General features: G+C 67.5%; 17 protein-coding genes. 11 read left to right on the top strand and 6 right to left on the bottom strand.

Features of this window, described 5'->3' with window-relative positions; all coding sequences use genetic code 11:
• Window positions 1–3 precede the first annotated feature (3 nt).
• From GGR40_RS09385 to GGR40_RS09350, 8 genes are all read left to right on the top strand, one after another.
• The gene (locus GGR40_RS09385; RefSeq protein WP_429275955.1) at window positions 4–414 is read left to right on the top strand and encodes a DUF2141 domain-containing protein; all 411 of its coding nucleotides are present in this window, start codon (window positions 4–6) and stop codon (window positions 412–414) included.
• Between the two features lie 110 nt (window positions 415–524).
• Window positions 525–1,874, top strand: coding sequence for a PAS domain-containing protein (locus tag GGR40_RS09380; RefSeq protein ID WP_429275954.1), 1,350 nt, complete (start codon window positions 525–527; stop codon window positions 1,872–1,874).
• Between the two features lie 80 nt (window positions 1,875–1,954).
• Window positions 1,955–3,316: a M48 family metalloprotease gene (locus GGR40_RS09375; protein WP_429275953.1), complete on the top strand. Its 1,362-nt coding sequence runs from the start codon at window positions 1,955–1,957 to the stop codon at window positions 3,314–3,316.
• Window positions 3,317–3,355: 39 nt separating this feature from the next.
• Entirely contained in the window at window positions 3,356–4,054 is a 699-nt protein-coding gene (locus tag GGR40_RS09370) for a DsbA family protein (RefSeq protein WP_429275952.1), read from the top strand.
• 42 nt (window positions 4,055–4,096) lie between these two features.
• Complete coding sequence (locus GGR40_RS09365) at window positions 4,097–5,260, top strand: sensor histidine kinase (RefSeq protein WP_429275951.1); 1,164 nt, start codon at window positions 4,097–4,099, stop codon at window positions 5,258–5,260.
• Window positions 5,261–5,306: 46 nt separating this feature from the next.
• Window positions 5,307–6,104, top strand: a complete 798-nt coding sequence (locus GGR40_RS09360; RefSeq protein ID WP_429275950.1) for a LytR/AlgR family response regulator transcription factor — start codon at window positions 5,307–5,309, stop codon at window positions 6,102–6,104.
• A gap of 158 nt (window positions 6,105–6,262) precedes the next feature.
• Window positions 6,263–7,123 carry a carboxylating nicotinate-nucleotide diphosphorylase gene (gene nadC / locus GGR40_RS09355; RefSeq protein ID WP_429275949.1) on the top strand — a complete coding sequence of 287 codons (861 nt, stop codon included), beginning with the start codon at window positions 6,263–6,265 and terminating at the stop codon, window positions 7,121–7,123.
• Between the two features lie 20 nt (window positions 7,124–7,143).
• Window positions 7,144–7,845, top strand: coding sequence for a ribonuclease T2 family protein (locus GGR40_RS09350; protein WP_429275948.1), 702 nt, complete (start codon window positions 7,144–7,146; stop codon window positions 7,843–7,845).
• Between the two features lie 6 nt (window positions 7,846–7,851).
• Here the strand turns inward: GGR40_RS09350 and GGR40_RS09345 are convergent, their stop codons facing one another.
• Entirely contained in the window at window positions 7,852–8,307 is a 456-nt protein-coding gene (locus tag GGR40_RS09345) for a nucleoside deaminase (protein WP_429275947.1), read from the bottom strand.
• 113 nt (window positions 8,308–8,420) lie between these two features.
• Here GGR40_RS09345 and rpmB point away from each other — a divergent pair, with 113 nt between their 5' ends.
• Entirely contained in the window at window positions 8,421–8,705 is a 285-nt protein-coding gene (rpmB, locus tag GGR40_RS09340; protein ID WP_429275946.1) for a 50S ribosomal protein L28, read from the top strand.
• 85 nt (window positions 8,706–8,790) lie between these two features.
• Here the strand turns inward: rpmB and GGR40_RS09335 are convergent, their stop codons facing one another.
• The 4 genes from GGR40_RS09335 to xseA all read right to left on the bottom strand — a co-directional run bounded on the left by GGR40_RS09335 (window position 8,791) and on the right by xseA (window position 12,510).
• Window positions 8,791–9,801 carry an esterase-like activity of phytase family protein gene (locus GGR40_RS09335; protein WP_429275945.1) on the bottom strand — a complete coding sequence of 337 codons (1,011 nt, stop codon included), beginning with the start codon at window positions 9,799–9,801 and terminating at the stop codon, window positions 8,791–8,793.
• A 67-nt stretch (window positions 9,802–9,868) separates the two neighbouring features.
• Complete coding sequence (locus GGR40_RS09330) at window positions 9,869–10,777, bottom strand: M23 family metallopeptidase (protein WP_429275944.1); 909 nt, start codon at window positions 10,775–10,777, stop codon at window positions 9,869–9,871.
• Window positions 10,774–10,977: a DUF2093 domain-containing protein gene (locus GGR40_RS09325; RefSeq protein ID WP_429275943.1), complete on the bottom strand. Its 204-nt coding sequence runs from the start codon at window positions 10,975–10,977 to the stop codon at window positions 10,774–10,776. Before GGR40_RS09325 ends, GGR40_RS09330 begins: the two co-directional genes overlap by 4 nt.
• A 27-nt stretch (window positions 10,978–11,004) precedes the next feature.
• Complete coding sequence (xseA, locus tag GGR40_RS09320; RefSeq protein WP_429275942.1) at window positions 11,005–12,510, bottom strand: exodeoxyribonuclease VII large subunit; 1,506 nt, start codon at window positions 12,508–12,510, stop codon at window positions 11,005–11,007.
• A 5-nt stretch (window positions 12,511–12,515) separates the two neighbouring features.
• On the opposite strand from xseA, the gene purD reads away from it, so the two are divergent.
• Together purD and GGR40_RS09310 are read left to right on the top strand one after the other, a co-directional pair.
• Window positions 12,516–13,793 carry a phosphoribosylamine--glycine ligase gene (gene purD, locus GGR40_RS09315; protein ID WP_429275941.1) on the top strand — a complete coding sequence of 426 codons (1,278 nt, stop codon included), beginning with the start codon at window positions 12,516–12,518 and terminating at the stop codon, window positions 13,791–13,793.
• Window positions 13,786–14,271 (top strand): hypothetical protein, encoded by a 486-nt coding sequence (locus GGR40_RS09310; RefSeq protein WP_429275940.1) that lies wholly within the window; start codon window positions 13,786–13,788, stop codon window positions 14,269–14,271. The genes purD and GGR40_RS09310 overlap by 8 nt, the downstream gene beginning before the upstream one ends.
• Before the next feature lie 85 nt (window positions 14,272–14,356).
• On the opposite strand, the gene GGR40_RS09305 is transcribed toward GGR40_RS09310, so the two are convergent.
• Entirely contained in the window at window positions 14,357–15,349 is a 993-nt protein-coding gene (locus GGR40_RS09305; RefSeq protein ID WP_429275939.1) for an adenosine kinase, read from the bottom strand.
• Window positions 15,350–15,488: the final 139 nt, after the last annotated feature.

The following is a 15,488-nucleotide window of genomic DNA, read 5'->3' as shown; positions in this document are numbered from 1 at the left end:
CAAGTGTTCGCGCCAGGGGCACTGGCTGCCCCGCCCCCGCCGGGCACTGACGTTTCGGTGTCGGTCACCGGAATGCGGTCGACCAAAGGGCAGGTGCTGGCCTGCCTGACCACCCGTGCCGACGCTTTTCCCGATTGTGCCAAGGATCCGCAAGCCCGCAAGCTGACGGTCCCCGCTGCGGAGAACCTGCGGCTGGACTTCGGGGGGGTTCCCGATGGCCGCTATGCCGTGTCGCTAATCCATGACGAGAACGGCAACGGCAAGCTGGACACTCGGCTTATCATCCCGCGCGAAGGCTATGGCTTTTCCCGGGATGCCGCAGTGCGGATGGGACCGCCCAGCTTCAAGAGCGCCGCCTTCGATGTGGGCGCAGAGGCCGTCCACCTGACGATCCGCATGCGCTATCTGCTGTGACATCTGCTGTGATAGGGGCTGCGGGCCAACCAACAGGCGCAACTTAATCCTTAATACACGATGTTGCGCCAGAACCGCCTTTCTACCCAGGGGGCGAATCGGGATTCGGCATGGACACTTTGCGCAGCGAGTTTGACGGGCAGGACGATGGCGGGCCCGAAGACGCCCGAGCCGCCCCGCCCCCGCGCAAGCCGGCCAACGACGAACGCCGCATGCAGGTGCGCGCCTATAATTTCTGGGCGAGCCTGCTGGGCGAAAAGACCTTCCCCGACATCGCCGATCTTGACCCTGCCAACCTGCCGGACTTCGGCCCCCGCAGCGTGCTGCTGGATTTCGGCACGGGGCGGGACGACGCGATCACCGACCCCGCCATCGCCTATGTCGGCGCCACGCTGGCGCAGGAATGCGGCGCGAACGGCCCGATCCAGCGACTGGCGGACGTGCCCGGCGGCTCGCTGCTGTCGCGCATCACCGACCACTACATGCAGATCCTGGCGAACGAGGCGCCCATCGGGTTCGAGGCGGAGTACCTCAACCCGCGCGGCATGACGGTGCTTTATCGCGGCATCCTGATGCCGTTTTCGCGCGATGGCGTGCGGATCGACTACATCTATGGCGTCATCAACTGGAAGGAGAGCGCCGAGCCACTGCCCCCGCGCCCCAGCGCGCCGCAGGAGATGGAGGATGAGATCCCGGCGATGCTGCGCGCCCAGCCGCTGACCGACTGGGCCGATGGGCCTGCCGACGTCGGCCCGGTGGACTTCGCGCTTCCTGCAATCGACGCTTACGCGCCGCTGGAACTGCCCACCCCCGGCTTTGCCTTCGATGCCGAGCCGACTTCGTTCGCGCAGCCTGCGATGGAGCTGACCGACTGGCTCGCCGCCGCCCGCGATCTGGCGCTGCAGGCCTGCCGGGCAGAGGAGCGTTCGCATCAGGCGCTCTACGAAGCGGTTGGGCGGGCCTACGACTTCGCGCTGGCGGCGCAGGACGCGCCGGACGACCTTGCCGAACTGATCGAGGATGCCGGTCTCAAGGCGCAAGAGCGCGCGCCGCTGCTGCCGCTGGTTAAGCTGGTATTCGGCGCCGACTACGACAAGACGCGTCTGACCGAATTCGCGACCGTCATCGCGCACGCGGCCCGGATCGGGCTGCCGCGCGGTGCGCTGTGCGCTCATTTGTGCGCCGCCCCCGGCGGTCTCAAGGCGCTGGTGCGCGAGGAACGCCGCCTGCGCCGCGAGGAAAGCGGCACCGTTCCCGCCAACGCCCGCGAGCGCCTTGCCGGGAACCTGCGCGCCATCGACGCCCGGCCTCTGCACGACATCGCGCCCGAGGGCGAGGAGTTCACCGTCCTCGTCGCGCGCCGCCTGCCGGACGGGCAGATCGTGCTGGTGGGCGAAGTGAGCGACGACGACGTCCTGCTCCAGCGCGCCGCGCGCCGCCTGCTGGGCCTGCCGGGGTAAGCCCCTCGACACCTTCGGCCTGACCGTGCATGCAGGGGGCTTCATCGCGGGTTAAGCCCGCCGGTCCTCCAAGAGGGACGATGCCGAAGCTGCGAATACCTGCGCTGGTCCTTGCGACCGGCGCACTGCTGGGACTGACGGCGGCGCCTGCCGCTGCGCAGTCGATCCTGCGCGATGCCGAAACGGAAGCACTGCTGCGCGACATGGCCGCGCCGCTGGTGAAGGCTTCGGGCCTGCGACCCGGCGACGTCGACATCGTGCTGGTCAACGATTCCTCGGTGAACGCCTTTGTCGCCGGCGGGCAGGCCGTCTACGTCAACTCCGGCCTGCTGGACGAGGCCGACACCGCTGCCGAAGTGCAGGGCGTGATCGCGCACGAACTGGGCCACGTCACCGGCGGCCATGCCGTGCTGAATCTGGGCGGCAAGAGCGCGACCAACATCTCCCTGCTGTCGCTGCTGCTGGGCGCGGCGGCAGCGGCGGCTGGCGGCGGCGAAGCGGCGATGGGCGTGCTCATGGCGGGGCAGTCCGCCGCCATGGGCAAGTACCTGGCCTACAACCGGTCGCAGGAGGCGTCCGCCGATGCCGCCGGCGCGCAGTACCTGTCCAAGGCCGGGATCAGCGGGCGCGGGTCCATCGCCTTCTTCGAAAAGCTGCAGAGCATGGAGTTTCGCTACGGCTACCGGCCCAAGGACGGCGACGAATTCTATTCGAGCCACCCGCTGACCGCCGATCGCATCACCACGCTCAAGGATACTTACGAGAGAGACCCTGCCTGGCAGAAGCCGGACGACGCCACGATCCAGAAGCGATTCATGCGGGCCAAGGCCAAGCTGTTCGGGTTCCTGGCCGAACCCTATCAGGTGCTGCGCAAGTACCCGATGACGGACAACTCGATCCCCGCCCGCTACGCCCGCGCCTATGCCTTCCACCGCGAATCGAAGTTCGCCGAGGCCCGGGCCGAGACGGAGGCCCTGATCGCCGCCGCTCCCGACGATCCCTACTTCCTTGAGCTCGACGGCCAGATCCTGCTGGAAGCGGGCAAGCCGGCGGAGGCGCTGCCGATGCTGCGCAAGGCTAACGACCTTTCGGGCAACACCCCGCTGATCGCCACGCTGTTCGGCCACGCCCTGATGGCGACGGAAGACCGCGCGAACTACAAGGAAGCGCAGGACGTCCTCAAGACCGCCGCCGCGCGCGATCGCGAGAACCCCTTTACGTGGTATCAGCTGGGCATGATCTATGCGGCCAACGGCGACATGCCGCGCGCCTATCTGGCCAGCGCCGAACAGCAAGTGCTGTCGGGCCGCATGGAAGAAGCGCTGCGCAGCGCTCAGGCCGCAGAGGCCGGCCTTTCACAAGGGACGCCCGACTGGCTGCGGGCGCAGGACATCGAAATGCAGGCGCGCGCCGAACTGGAACGCGGCAAGAAGCGGCGCTAAGGCCGCGTCATCTCCCTCATAACGGATCAGCATCACATCATGGGTACCCCTGCCAAGTTCGCCGTCACTGCTGCCGTCCTCGTCGCCGTGGGCGCTGCGGGCTGGTTCGGGGGTCGCCCCGCGGTGGAGCGCGTGGTGCACGACTACATCCTCGAACACCCCGAGATCCTGCCGCAGGCGATGGAGGAACTGCGCCGCCGCGAAGCCGCCAAGGCGCTGGCGGGCGTGCGCCAGACGGTGGAGACGCCGTTCCCCGGTGCAACGCTGGGCAATCCCAACGGCGCGGTGACGCTGGTGGAATTTTCGGACTATGCCTGCGGGTACTGCCGCCAGAGCCTGCCCGACGTGGCCAAGCTGATCGCGCAGAACCCGGACCTGCGCATCGTCGTGCGCGAACTGCCGATCATCGGCCCGCAAAGCCCGGACGCCTCGAAGATGGCCCTCGCCGCCGCAGAGCAGGGCAAGTACGCGCAGTTCCACGACGCCATGTACCAGGCCGGCCAGGTCGATGGCCCCACCATCGAAGCGGTGGCCCGCAAGATCGGCCTCGACATGGATCGCGCGCGCCGCATCGCCGCCAGCCCCACGGTGGAGGCTGAGATCGGCCGCAACATGGAACTGGCCCAGCGCCTCGGCTTCACCGGCACTCCCAGCTTCGTCGTGGGCGACAAGCTGATCCCCGGTGCCGTCGGCTTCGACGGGCTGGCCGAGGCCGTGAAGGCCGCGCGTGGCCGCTAACCGATTTTGCAACCTGCGCAGGCATCGTCTAGGCTGCCGGGCATGAGCGTCCTGCCGATCCAGCCGATCCCCTTCTTCGCCGACAAGGACCGTGCGTTCTGGCGCCTGCAGCTGATCGGCTGGGGCGGCGCGCTGATCCTGCGTTCGATGTCGCTTCTGGCCAACAACCTGCCGCTGACGGCGCTGGTGCAGCCGGTCATCGCGACGATCACGGGCTTCTCGATCTCGCTCGTGCTGTCGGTGATATACCGCCTGCTGATCCGCAAGCGCGTGCTCATCACCTGGGGCTTCACGCTGCTTGCCCTGCCGGTGGCGGTGGCGCTGCATGCCTTCATCGACGGCTGGGTGATCTCGCTGTGGCGGGTCGATGCCGATACCAGCTTCGCGCAGATCTTCGTCGGCGTGTTCTACCTAGACGCGACGCTGCTGGGGGCGTGGACGGCGCTGTACTACATGGTCAACTTCTACCTGCAGGTGGAGGAACAGAACGACCAGCTGATCCGGCTGGAGAACCAGGCCACCAGCGCCCAGCTGGCGATGCTGCGCTACCAGCTGAACCCGCACTTCCTGTTCAACACGCTGAACTCCATCTCCACGCTGGTGCTGCTGAAGCAGACCGAGCCGGCCAACGCCATGCTCAGCCGCCTGTCGTCGTTCCTGCGCTACACCCTCATCAACAAGCCATCCGCGCGCGTTACCGTGGAGCAGGAGGTCGAAACCCTCCAGCTCTACCTCGACATCGAACGGATGCGGTTCGAGGAACGGCTGCGCACCACCTTCACCATCGACGCGGCGACGGAGGCCGCGCTGCTGCCCTCGCTGCTGCTCCAGCCGCTGGTGGAAAATGCGATCAAGTACGCCGTCAGCCAGCAGGAAGCCGGGGCCGAGATCACCGTCGCCTCGCAACTCGTCGGCCCCATGCTTCGCATCACCGTCTCGGACACCGGGCCGGGCTTGCAAAGTCCGACGACGGACAACAGGCTGTCGGGCATGACCTACGATGGAGGGGAGCCGGTTTCCACCGGTGTGGGATTGTCCAACATCCGCGACCGCCTGTCGCAGGCTTATGGCGAAAACCACCGGTTCGAGACCGTGGAGCCGCTGGAAGGCGGCTTCGCGGTTGTGATCGAGCTTCCTTTCGAGCGCCGCGAAACCACCGAAGATCATGCCGAGCCCGCGCGCCAGCCCGTTCCGATGGCGCGATGAAACAATCCTGCCCCGTGCGCGTTAGCCGCACCGGAGAAACTAACCTATGACAATCCGCACGATTCTTGTCGACGACGAGAAACTCGCAATCCAGGGCCTGCAACTGCGGCTTGAAAAATACCCCGACGTCGAGATCATCGACACTTGCGCGAACGGGCGCGAGGCGATCCGCAAGATCAAGACGGAAAAGCCCGATCTTGTGTTCCTCGACATCCAGATGCCCGGTTTCGACGGATTTTCCGTGGTGAAGGGTGTGATGGAAATCGAACCGCCGCTGTTCGTCTTCGTCACCGCCTATCAGGAACACGCCGTCCGCGCCTTCGAGGCCAATGCGGTGAACTACCTGATGAAGCCCGTGGACGAGAGCAAGCTGGACGATACCCTTGCTCGCGTGCGCCAGCGTCTGGCCGAAAAGCGCTCCTCCGAGGAAGCGGAAAAGTTGAAGACGGTCCTCGCCGAAGTCGCCCCCGACGCGGTGGAGCACATCCCCGAGGAAACCGACCCCAACGCCGACCGCTATGAAAAGCTCATCAACATTAAGGATCGCGGCCAGATCTTCCGGATCGACGTGGATTCGATCGAGCATATCGAGGCCGCCGGCGACTACATGTGCATCCGCACCGCCGACAATTCGCTGATCCTGCGCGAAACGATGAAGGATCTGGAACGCCGCCTGGACCCGCGCGTGTTCCAGCGTGTGCACCGCTCCACCATCGTCAACCTCAACCAGGTGCGCCAGGTGAAGCCGCATACCAACGGCGAATGCTTCCTCGTGCTCGATTCGGGCGCGCAGGTGAAGGTCTCGCGTTCGTACCGCGATGTGATCGCGCGGTTCGTTCACTAAGCGTCGAAGGGTAAAGGCAGGGGAGCACAGCCCCCCTGCACCCCCATTACCGTCGTGGCCGCGCCCGACGACGACGGTTTCGGGGTCTGGGGCGATGGCCCCGGGACTTCCCTTTTCTTCACTCGACAACCAGCGGATAACGCGCAAAGAACCCGGCCATGACCCAGTTCGCGCTCCCCGCCTTCGACCTTGCCGCCTTCGTCACCGCAACGCTTGCCGAAGACCTTGGCGAAGGGCTTCCCGGCGGCGGCCGTGACGTTACGTCGGAAAGCGTGATCGACGCCGACGCCCGATTCTCGGGCGTGATGGATTCGCGCGATGCCATCACCGTGGCGGGCCTGCCGATCGCGGCGGCGTTCTTTCAGCGGCTGGACCCGGCGATAGAGGTCGAGATCTTGGTCCCGGAAGGCGCGCAAGTCGCGCCCGGCACCAACCTCATGCGGCTGACTGGCAATGCCCGCGCCATGCTGACGGCGGAGCGCAGCGCGCTCAACACCGTCCAGCACCTGTCCGGCATCGCCACGATGACGCGCCAGTACGTCGATGCCATGCAGGGTCACGCGACCTTGCTCGACACCCGCAAGACCATCCCCGGCCTGCGCCATCTGGAAAAGTACGCCACCCGCATGGGCGGCGCGCAGAACCACCGCATGGGTCTGTGGGATGCGGCGATGATCAAGGACAACCACGTCCTCGTCGCGGGTGGTGTCGGCCCCGCCGTGGCCCGCGCACGGGCGGCGGGCGTCGCGCAGATCATCTGCGAGGTCGACCGCCTCGACCAGATCGAACCCGCCATCGGTGCGGGGGCACATCACCTGCTGCTCGACAACATGGGGCCTGACGTCCTGCGTGAGGCGGTGGCGCTGGTGGCAGGCCGGGTGCCGACCGAGGCTTCGGGCGGCGTCAATCTGACCACCATCGGCGCGATCGCCGCCACCGGCGTTACCTACGTTTCGGTAGGCCGCCTGACCCAGAGCGCCCCCGCCGCCGACATCGGGCTGGACTTCACCCCCCTGTGAATCGGGCTATGAGCCGGGCCGTGAAGCTGACGGCCGCAGTCGTCGCTGCACTGCCCCTGATTCCCGCCGCAGCGGGGGCGCAGGCGTACCAGTGCTCCGTGCCGCGCCAGATCGCGCCCGTCAGACCGCTGACACCCGATGGACCGGTGCGGCGCACGACGATCGCGGGCTATACCCTGGCCGCCAGCTGGTCGCCCGATTACTGCAAGACCAGCGGCGACACGCGCTCGATGCAGTGCAACCCTGCCCATGGACGGTTCGGGTTCATCCTGCATGGCCTGTGGCCCGAAGCGGCGCGCGGTCCTTCGCCGCAGTGGTGCGCAACGCAGCCGGTCCCCTCGCCCCGGACCCTGCGCGAGAACCTGTGCATGACCCCTTCGCCCAAGCTGCTGGCGCACGAATGGGCGAAGCACGGCAGTTGCATGGTCGCCGCCCCGGACAAGTATTTCCGGGTCAGCGCGATCCTGTGGCGCTCCATCCGCTGGCCGGATGCCGACCGTCTCTCCCGCCGCCGGAACCTGACCGTGGGTGACCTGCGCGAAGAGTTCGCCGCCGCGAATCGCGGATGGCCGCGCGAAGCCGTGGGCGTGGAGATCAGCCGCACAGGCTGGCTGCGTGAATTGCGCCTGTGCTACGGCAGGGACTTCCGCCCCGCCCGCTGCCCGGCCCGTCAATACGGCCCCGGCGATTCGACATCGCTGCGAATCTGGCGCGGGCTTTAGCCGACGTCATCTTCTCGCCCGGAAGAACCCGCGCAGAAGGTCCGCCGCCTCAGCCTCGCCGATGCCCGTGTAGACGTCCGGGCGGTGCAGGCATTGCGGATGCTCGAATACCCGCGCGCCGTGCTCCACGGCGCCGCCCTTGGGATCGGACGCGCCGTAGTACAGCCGCGCGATGCGGGCGTGGGCAATGGCCCCGGCGCACATCGCGCACGGTTCCAGCGTCACCCACAGTTCGCAGCCCTCCAGCCGTTCATTGCCGAGAATCCGGGCGGCGGCGCGAATCGCCTCTATCTCCGCATGGCTGGTAGGGTCATGGCGTTCGCGCGGAGCGTTGCGGCCGGTAGCCAGCACCCGACCGTCCTTGACGACGACCGCGCCGATCGGCACTTCGCCGGAATCGGCGGCGGCCTGCGCCTCCTGCAGGGCAAGCGCCATGGGTTCGGGAAGCGGCCATCTGGTCATTGCGATGCGCTAGCCCGTCAAAAACCTGTGTGCAACTTGACCTTGGGGGGGGGAATCGGTAAGGGCGCGCCTTCCCGTACTTAACGGCAAACAATTTTCGAGCGAGAAAGACCATGTCCCGCATCTGCGAACTGACCGGCAAGGGCCGCCAGGTTGGCTGCAACGTCAGCCACGCCAACAACAAGACCAAGCGCGTGTTCCTGCCCAACCTGCAGAACGTGACGCTCCTTTCGGAAGGTCTGGACCGCAGCTTCAAGTTCCGCGTGTCGACCCACGGCCTGCGCTCGGTCGAGCACAACGGCGGCCTCGACAACTGGCTGCTGAAGACCTCGGACACCAAGCTGTCGCCGCGCGCCGTCAAGGTAAAGCGCGAGCTGAAGAAGAACCAGGCCGCCTGATTGCCCGCTCCCCCACGGGGGAGCGCATCGGGAATACGGACCTGAAAAAGCGTGCGAAGCGGTGCTTCGCGCGCTTTTTCCGTGTTTATTTTGGCCAGGGCAATGTCTTCGGATCGACGGTCATCTTCCACAGCAGCGTACGCTGAAGCACGCGCATGGCGTTGTCGTCGGAGATGATCCACACGGTGATTCGTCCATCGGGCCGGGGTACGGCGGCGATCCCTTCGAAATTGTCGACCGGCAGCACCGAAGCCAGCGACGCCAGCGGCTGCGAATGCCACACGCCGCCCGGCCTGATCCGGGCGGTGTCGGCGATCACGATCCTGCCGGCGAATCGCATCGGCAGCGGCCAAAGCAGCCGCCGCATCAGGATCAGCGCGCGCCCATCCGGCAGCACCGCCATGTCGACCACGGAAAAGTTGTCAGGCCCGTCGAAGCGGAACCGCTGCGGCACCGGGTGGCGGATCGGATCGCCGGAGAACACCAGCGCATCGTGCAGGCGCGGTTCGGTCCACGATGGCGGCACTTCGCGGATGGTGACCATCCGCCCGTCCGCCAGCCGCGCCAATGCTTCCGGCCCCGTGTTCAGGCCCCAGCCGTGCATGGCGCGCGGGGCCACTTCGCCGGTCGCCACGAACCTGCTGTTCAGGTGGATGATGCTGTTGCGCCCTTCCAGCCCCAGCCAGTAGCCGCCGGTCTTCGGATCGCGCGTGGCCGATTCGACGTCGCGCGATGCCTTGGTTGCAGCCTTGCGTTCGAACCGCACCCAGTTGGGCTGGGGCGGCGGACCGGGGACGCCCGGCGGCGCGAAGCGCAGGATATCGCCCGAATCGTTGAATGCGGTGAGCTTGCCGTCCGGCTCGGGGACGAGCGCCGAGTATCCGAAGACCATCGTGTGGCGCGACTTGATCTGCCACGCTCCTTCGAGCCGGAACGGACCAAGGTAGCGCGCCATCTGGCGCCGGTCGGGCAGAGCCTGCGGAATGACCGCGTCGATCACCGGAAGGTGTTTGGGTGGTTCGGGCCGGGGCGAGCGGCCCCATGTGACCCAGAGCAGCACCGGAACGACGGAAAGGATGACGATGCTGCGGCGCACAAGCGCTGAATAGGGCGTCAGGCCGGATTGGCAAGCCTGTCAGTTTTCAGTGTGGCAGTTTGGGCTCTCAGGTCCGGGGCGGCAGGAACAGCAGCGGGTCCAGCCGCGCCTCGTTCCACTTGATAGACCAGTGCAGGTGCGGCCCGGTGGCGCGCCCGGTCATGCCGATGCGGCCAATGACCTGCCCCTGCCGGACATGATCGCCCTCCTTCACCAGGATCTGCGAGCAATGCAGGAAAGCGCTGTTGAGGCCCATGCCGTGATCCAGCATCAGCAGGTTGCCCTCCAGCGTGAAGGGCTTGTCCGCAGCCAGGATCACCACGCCGTCTGCCGGCGCGACAAAGGGTGCGCCGCTGCCGCCGGGGGCGATGTCGAGCCCGGAGTGATAGGCGCCCGGCTCTCCGCGATAGATGCGCTGCGATCCGAATCGACCGGAAATGCGGCCCTGCGCAGGCCACACAAAGCGCTGCCGCCATCCTTGCGCATCGGTGACGTGCGCGCGGGCAGCGTTGATGCGCGCCAGTTCGGGGCGGCGCAGTTGCATGAAGGCTTCGGAAGGCCCGCCGGTCCTGCGTGCGATATTGACGTTCTCGATCTGCCAGGCGCGCGGGGCAACGGCCAGCCGCTGTTCACCGATGGTGCCGTTGGCATAGGAGACGCGCAGCAGCGCCTGCGCGCCCGCATCCCGGTCGAAGGCGACGAACCACGTGCCGTCAGCCGCGACCTTCACAGGCGCCCCGTCCAGCGAGAGCGAACGGATACCGGCAGGCAGCGTGCCCCTGATCCAGCCTCCCTGCGTCAGTTCGCCGCTGAAAGGCAGCGCAACCGGTCTGGCGGGAGCAGCGGGCGCGACCGGTGCAGTGCCGCTATTCCCCCGGCCGGTCTGCGGCGTGCGCGCGGCCATCAGCGGCAGCGCGATGGCCGCGCCCGCTGCGATCAGGACCAGTGCGGAAATGCCCCGTCTAAGGGCCCTCATGCCTCGCCAAGAAGGCGGCGCGTGGCGATCTGCGCGGTGGCGTAAGGTTCCTGCCGCTCCACGCTCCAGTACCGCAGCGCTTCGAGGGGGATCTGCTCACCCGTGACGGCGCAGGCCACGTAATGGCCCGAGCTGAGCACGCGAAAGCCGTTGGGGCCGTAGGCGAGTTTGGCAGGTCGGTCTGCAGAGGACATCAACATGGCCGCGATCCTAGCAGAACCGCCCCGTCAGAACAAATCGCCCTGTCGCGGGGCACCGGGCGCCGGTCGCGCCGGTTTGCCGGCGGGGCGCGGCGCGGGCGCAGGGGACGATGGCACGGAAGCAACGTCGCCCGCTGTCACCTGCAGTTCGCCGTCGCGGAATTCGATCACCAGATCGCCTTCGCGCGCGGCCGCGTCGCGCGTGGTCAGCGCGGCGCCGCCGGTGGTCTTGACCAGCGCATAGCCGCGCTGCAGCGGCAGGCGTGGGTCCAGCTGGGGCAGCACGCGGTTGACCGGAGCCAGCGCATCGCGAGCCAGCGCCCAGCGGCGTTCCAGCAGGCGCGGGGTCAGGCCCGCGCGGCCCAGCCGTTCATCGCAGACCTGCACGCGGTGGCGGAGCAGCGGCAGCGAGAGGCTGGCGGCGACCTTGTGCAGCGCCTGCTCCTTGGCGCGCGCTTCGTCCCGCAGGCCGCGCCGCAGCCGCTCGGCCAGTTCGTCCAGCTTCTGCGCCTTGGCGGCCAGGATCGCTTCGGGTTTGGGCAGGCGCTGGACGCGCGCTTCCAGCCGTTCGCGGCCCAGCGTGACCGGGCGCAGCGCGCAGCGGCGCTTGCGCATGGCAAGGTCGGCCAACTGCGCGGACAGTTCCGCGCGCACTGGCACTGCCATTTCCGCGGCAGCGGTGGGCGTGGGCGCGCGGCGGTCTGCGGCATGGTCGCACAAGGTGGTGTCGGTTTCGTGCCCGACCGCCGAGATCACGGGAATCGTCGATTCGGCGACGGCGCGCACGACGATCTCCTCGTTGAAGCTCCACAAGTCCTCGATCGAACCGCCGCCGCGCGCCACGATCACCAGATCGGGTCGGGGCACCGGCCCGCCGGGCTGGATGGCGGAAAAGCCGCGCACCGCATTGGCCACCTGCGCCGCCGCGCCTTCGCCCTGCACCAGCACCGGCCACACCAGCACCCGGCTGGGGAAACGGTCTGCCAGCCGGTGAAGAATATCGCGAATCACCGCGCCGGTGGGCGACGTGACGACGCCGATGACCTGCGGCAGATAGGGCAGCGGCCGCTTGCGTTCGGGCGCGAACAGCCCCTCTGCGGCAAGGCGCGCGCGCAGTTTCTCCAGCAGCGCCAGCAGCGCGCCTTCGCCGGCGATCTCCATCGTTTCGATGACGATCTGGTATTTGGAACGGCCCGGATAGGTGGTCAGCTTGCCGGTGGCGATCACCTCCACGCCGTCCTCGGGGCGGAAGGCCAGGCGCTGGGCGCCGCCTTTCCACATCACCCCGTCGATCACCGCCTTGTCGTCCTTGAGCGCGCAGTAGAGGTGGCCGGAAGCCGCGCGCTTCACGCCCGACAGTTCGCCTCGCAGGCGCACGAAGCCGAAACGGTCCTCCACCGTGCGCTTGAGCAGGTTGGAAATCTCGCTGATCGAAAGCGGCGCGGCGTTGTCCCCAGCCGTGTTCTTCGCTACCAGCCCGCCTGAGCGATAGGCGTCGTCGTCATCGTCGTGAAAGAACTGATCGGAAGGCACGGGAAATGAACATCCTGCTACTGGGCTCGGGCGGCCGCGAACATGCGCTGGCCTGGAAGCTGGCGCAATCCCCGCGCTGCGATGCCTTGTGGGCGGCGCCCGGAAACCCCGGCATTTCCGAGGTTGCGACCTGCATCGACCTGGACGCGACCGACCATGCCGCCGTGCTGGCATTCTGCGAGGCGAACGTGATCGGCCTTGTCGTCATCGGGCCGGAAGCGCCGCTGGTGGACGGTCTGGCCGACTCGCTGCGCGGCGAAGGGTTCGCCGTGTTCGGACCGGGCAAGGCGGCGGCCCAGCTGGAAGGGTCCAAGGGCTTTACCAAGGACTTGTGCGCCCGCGCCAATATCCCGACCGGCGGGTACAGGCGCGTCTCTTCCGAGGCGGACGCCATGGCAGCGCTGGCGAAGTTCGGTGCCCCCGTCGTCATCAAGGCGGATGGCCTTGCCGCGGGCAAGGGCGTCACCGTGGCGATGACCATGGACGAAGCCGAGGCCGCCGTGCGCGACATCTTCACCGGGCGCTTCGGTGAAGCCGGCGCCGAAGCCGTGATCGAGGAGTTCCTTGAGGGTGAGGAGGCCAGCTTCTTCGCGCTGACCGACGGATCCACCATCGTCCCCTTCGCCTCCGCGCAGGACCACAAGCGCGTGGGTGACGGCGATACCGGCCCCAACACCGGCGGCATGGGCGCCTACAGCCCGGCAAAGGTGCTGACCCCCAAGCTGCAGGCCGAAGCGATGACCCGGATCATCGCCCCCACCGTCAAGACGCTGGCGGACGAAGGCATGCCTTATTCCGGCGTCCTGTTTCTGGGCCTGATGCTGACGGCCACCGGCCCGCAGCTGATCGAATACAACTGCCGCTTCGGCGATCCGGAATGCCAGGTCATGCTGATGCGCCTGGAATCGGACCTTGTCGAACTGCTGCACGCCTGCGCCGAGAACCGTCTGGCCGCGATCCAGCCGCCGCGCTTCTCCGACGACGTGGCGCTGACGGTGGTGATGGCGGCGGACGGCTATCCCGGCACGCCTGCCAGGGGCGGCGCGATCCGCAACCTCGAAGCCGCCGAAGCGCAAGGGGCCAAGGTGTTCCACGCCGGCACCGCCGAAAAGGACGGGGAACTGGTGGCCAGCGGCGGGCGCGTGCTTGCCGTCACCGCCCGCGCCCGCAACGTGACCGAGGCGCAGGCGAAAGCCTATGCCGCCGTCGATGCGATCGACTTCCCGACCGGCTTCACCCGCCGCGATATCGGCTGGCGCGAAGTGGCGCGCGAAGGTGCTTAAGCGCGCCGATCCGATCCTGAAGCTGTGCCTGGCGCTGGGTGCGCTGATGGGCGGCGCCGGGATCGGATACTACTACGGCATCTACTTGCCCGCGCAGGACATCCACCAGCAGACGCTGGCGATGGCGGAACGGCAGACCAAGGCCGCAGAGCAGTCGCGCGCGCTGGCTGACCGCGCCCGCCGCGAACAGGAAGCGCAGGCTGCCTACGGCCAGTGCACCGACTTCGCCGAGAATGCTTATCGCCAGCGCTGGACGCAGGCGTGCCAGGCGCTGCACGATGCCGATCAGTCCGCCTTCGACGACTGCGCCGACAACCTGTTCTCCACCCGCAGCGGCTGCCTCGCCAAGCATCCGATCCGCCCGGCGCAGGATTGCGCCCTGCCCCGCCAGACCGCGCAGGCGTTATCGACCGCACGTGACCAGCGCAGGAACCAGTGCGCGGCGCAGCTGCAATCGGCGCAGCACGGCGGGCGCTGATCGGCGCTGCGTCGTCCCCGATTTGATCCGGGACCGAGCTCGGGACGACGGGTAGGGGCTTGGGATACCCCAAGCCCCGTGCACCTTACATCCGCGCGGCGACGAAGTCCGCGAGGTCACATTCCGGGCGGGCGCCGTAGTGCGAGATGATCTCGCTGGCGCAGATGGCGCCCATCTTCAGGCTTTCTTCCAGGCCCTTGCCGCGCACGTGGCCGTAGAGGAAGCCTGCCGCGAACAGGTCGCCGGCGCCGGTGGTGTCAATCACGCGGTCGATCGGCTGCGCCGCCACTTCGGCGCGCTCGCCGCCGGACAGGGCCACGGCGCCGTCGGCACCCCTGGTCACGACCAGCACTGAAACCTTGGCCGACAGCATAGCGATGCCATCCTCGAACGCGGACTTGCCGGTCAGCGTCGCCATTTCAGTCTCGTTGCAGAACATGAGGTCGATCAGGCCCTCGTCGATCAGCGACAGGAAATCGGCGCGATGCATGTCGATGATGAACGATTCCGAAGGCGTGAAAGCGATCTTGCGACCGGCTGCGCGCGCGGCTGCGATCGCCTTGCGCATCGCCGCGCGCGGTTCGACCGGATCCCACAGATAGCCTTCGAGGTAGAGCACGGCCGCGTCCGCGATCACGGCATCGTCCACCATGTCGGCGGACAGCAGGTGCGAAGCGCCGAGGAAGGTGTTCATCGTGCGCTGCCCATCGGCGGTTACGAAGATCAGGCACCGCGCGGTCGGCGTCTCGCCGGCACGGGCGGGCACGTCGAACTCGATGCCGCCGGCGCGGATGTCATGCGTGAATACTTCGCCCAGCTGGTCGTCCGCGACCTGACCGATGAAGCCGCACTTTGCGCCCAGAGCGGCGAGGCCTGCCAGCGTGTTGGCGGCGGAACCGCCGGAAATCTCGCGCGCCGGACCCATCGCATCGTACAGGGTGCGGGCCTGATCGGCGTCGATCAGCTGCATGCCGCCACGGACAAGGCCAAGTTCGTCGATCTGCGCGTCGGAACAATGGCCGATGACGTCGATGATGGCATTGCCGATGGCGATGACGTCCAGACGGGGTTGCGTCATGAGTCGGGAAAATCCTTCAGAAAAAACGGTTGCCGCAGCGCCTAGAGCATTTTCAAGTCAGGTGGAATCACCTGACGGCTCGGAAAATGCGATAAACGGGATAAGGCTACGGCCCGATCTGGTCTGCCCAGACCAGATC

The sequence above is a fragment of the Novosphingobium gossypii genome, assembly GCF_050433305.1.
In the GTDB taxonomy this organism is placed as follows: domain Bacteria; phylum Pseudomonadota; class Alphaproteobacteria; order Sphingomonadales; family Sphingomonadaceae; genus Novosphingobium; species Novosphingobium gossypii.
This window is presented reverse-complemented; position numbering and strand designations above follow the sequence as displayed.

Coding starts and splice junctions, on each gene's coding strand:
- GGR40_RS09380 (WP_429275954.1), top strand. CDS start 525: ATGGACACTTTGCGCAGCGAGTTTGACGGGCAGGACGATGGCGGGCCC.
- GGR40_RS09375 (WP_429275953.1), top strand. CDS start 1,955: ATGCCGAAGCTGCGAATACCTGCGCTGGTCCTTGCGACCGGCGCACTG.
- GGR40_RS09370 (WP_429275952.1), top strand. CDS start 3,356: ATGGGTACCCCTGCCAAGTTCGCCGTCACTGCTGCCGTCCTCGTCGCC.
- GGR40_RS09365 (WP_429275951.1), top strand. CDS start 4,097: ATGAGCGTCCTGCCGATCCAGCCGATCCCCTTCTTCGCCGACAAGGAC.
- GGR40_RS09360 (WP_429275950.1), top strand. CDS start 5,307: ATGACAATCCGCACGATTCTTGTCGACGACGAGAAACTCGCAATCCAG.
- nadC (WP_429275949.1), top strand. CDS start 6,263: ATGACCCAGTTCGCGCTCCCCGCCTTCGACCTTGCCGCCTTCGTCACC.
- GGR40_RS09345 (WP_429275947.1), bottom strand. CDS start 8,307: ATGACCAGATGGCCGCTTCCCGAACCCATGGCGCTTGCCCTGCAGGAG.
- rpmB (WP_429275946.1), top strand. CDS start 8,421: ATGTCCCGCATCTGCGAACTGACCGGCAAGGGCCGCCAGGTTGGCTGC.
- GGR40_RS09330 (WP_429275944.1), bottom strand. CDS start 10,777: ATGAGGGCCCTTAGACGGGGCATTTCCGCACTGGTCCTGATCGCAGCG.
- GGR40_RS09325 (WP_429275943.1), bottom strand. CDS start 10,977: ATGTTGATGTCCTCTGCAGACCGACCTGCCAAACTCGCCTACGGCCCC.
- purD (WP_429275941.1), top strand. CDS start 12,516: ATGAACATCCTGCTACTGGGCTCGGGCGGCCGCGAACATGCGCTGGCC.
- GGR40_RS09305 (WP_429275939.1), bottom strand. CDS start 15,349: ATGACGCAACCCCGTCTGGACGTCATCGCCATCGGCAATGCCATCATC.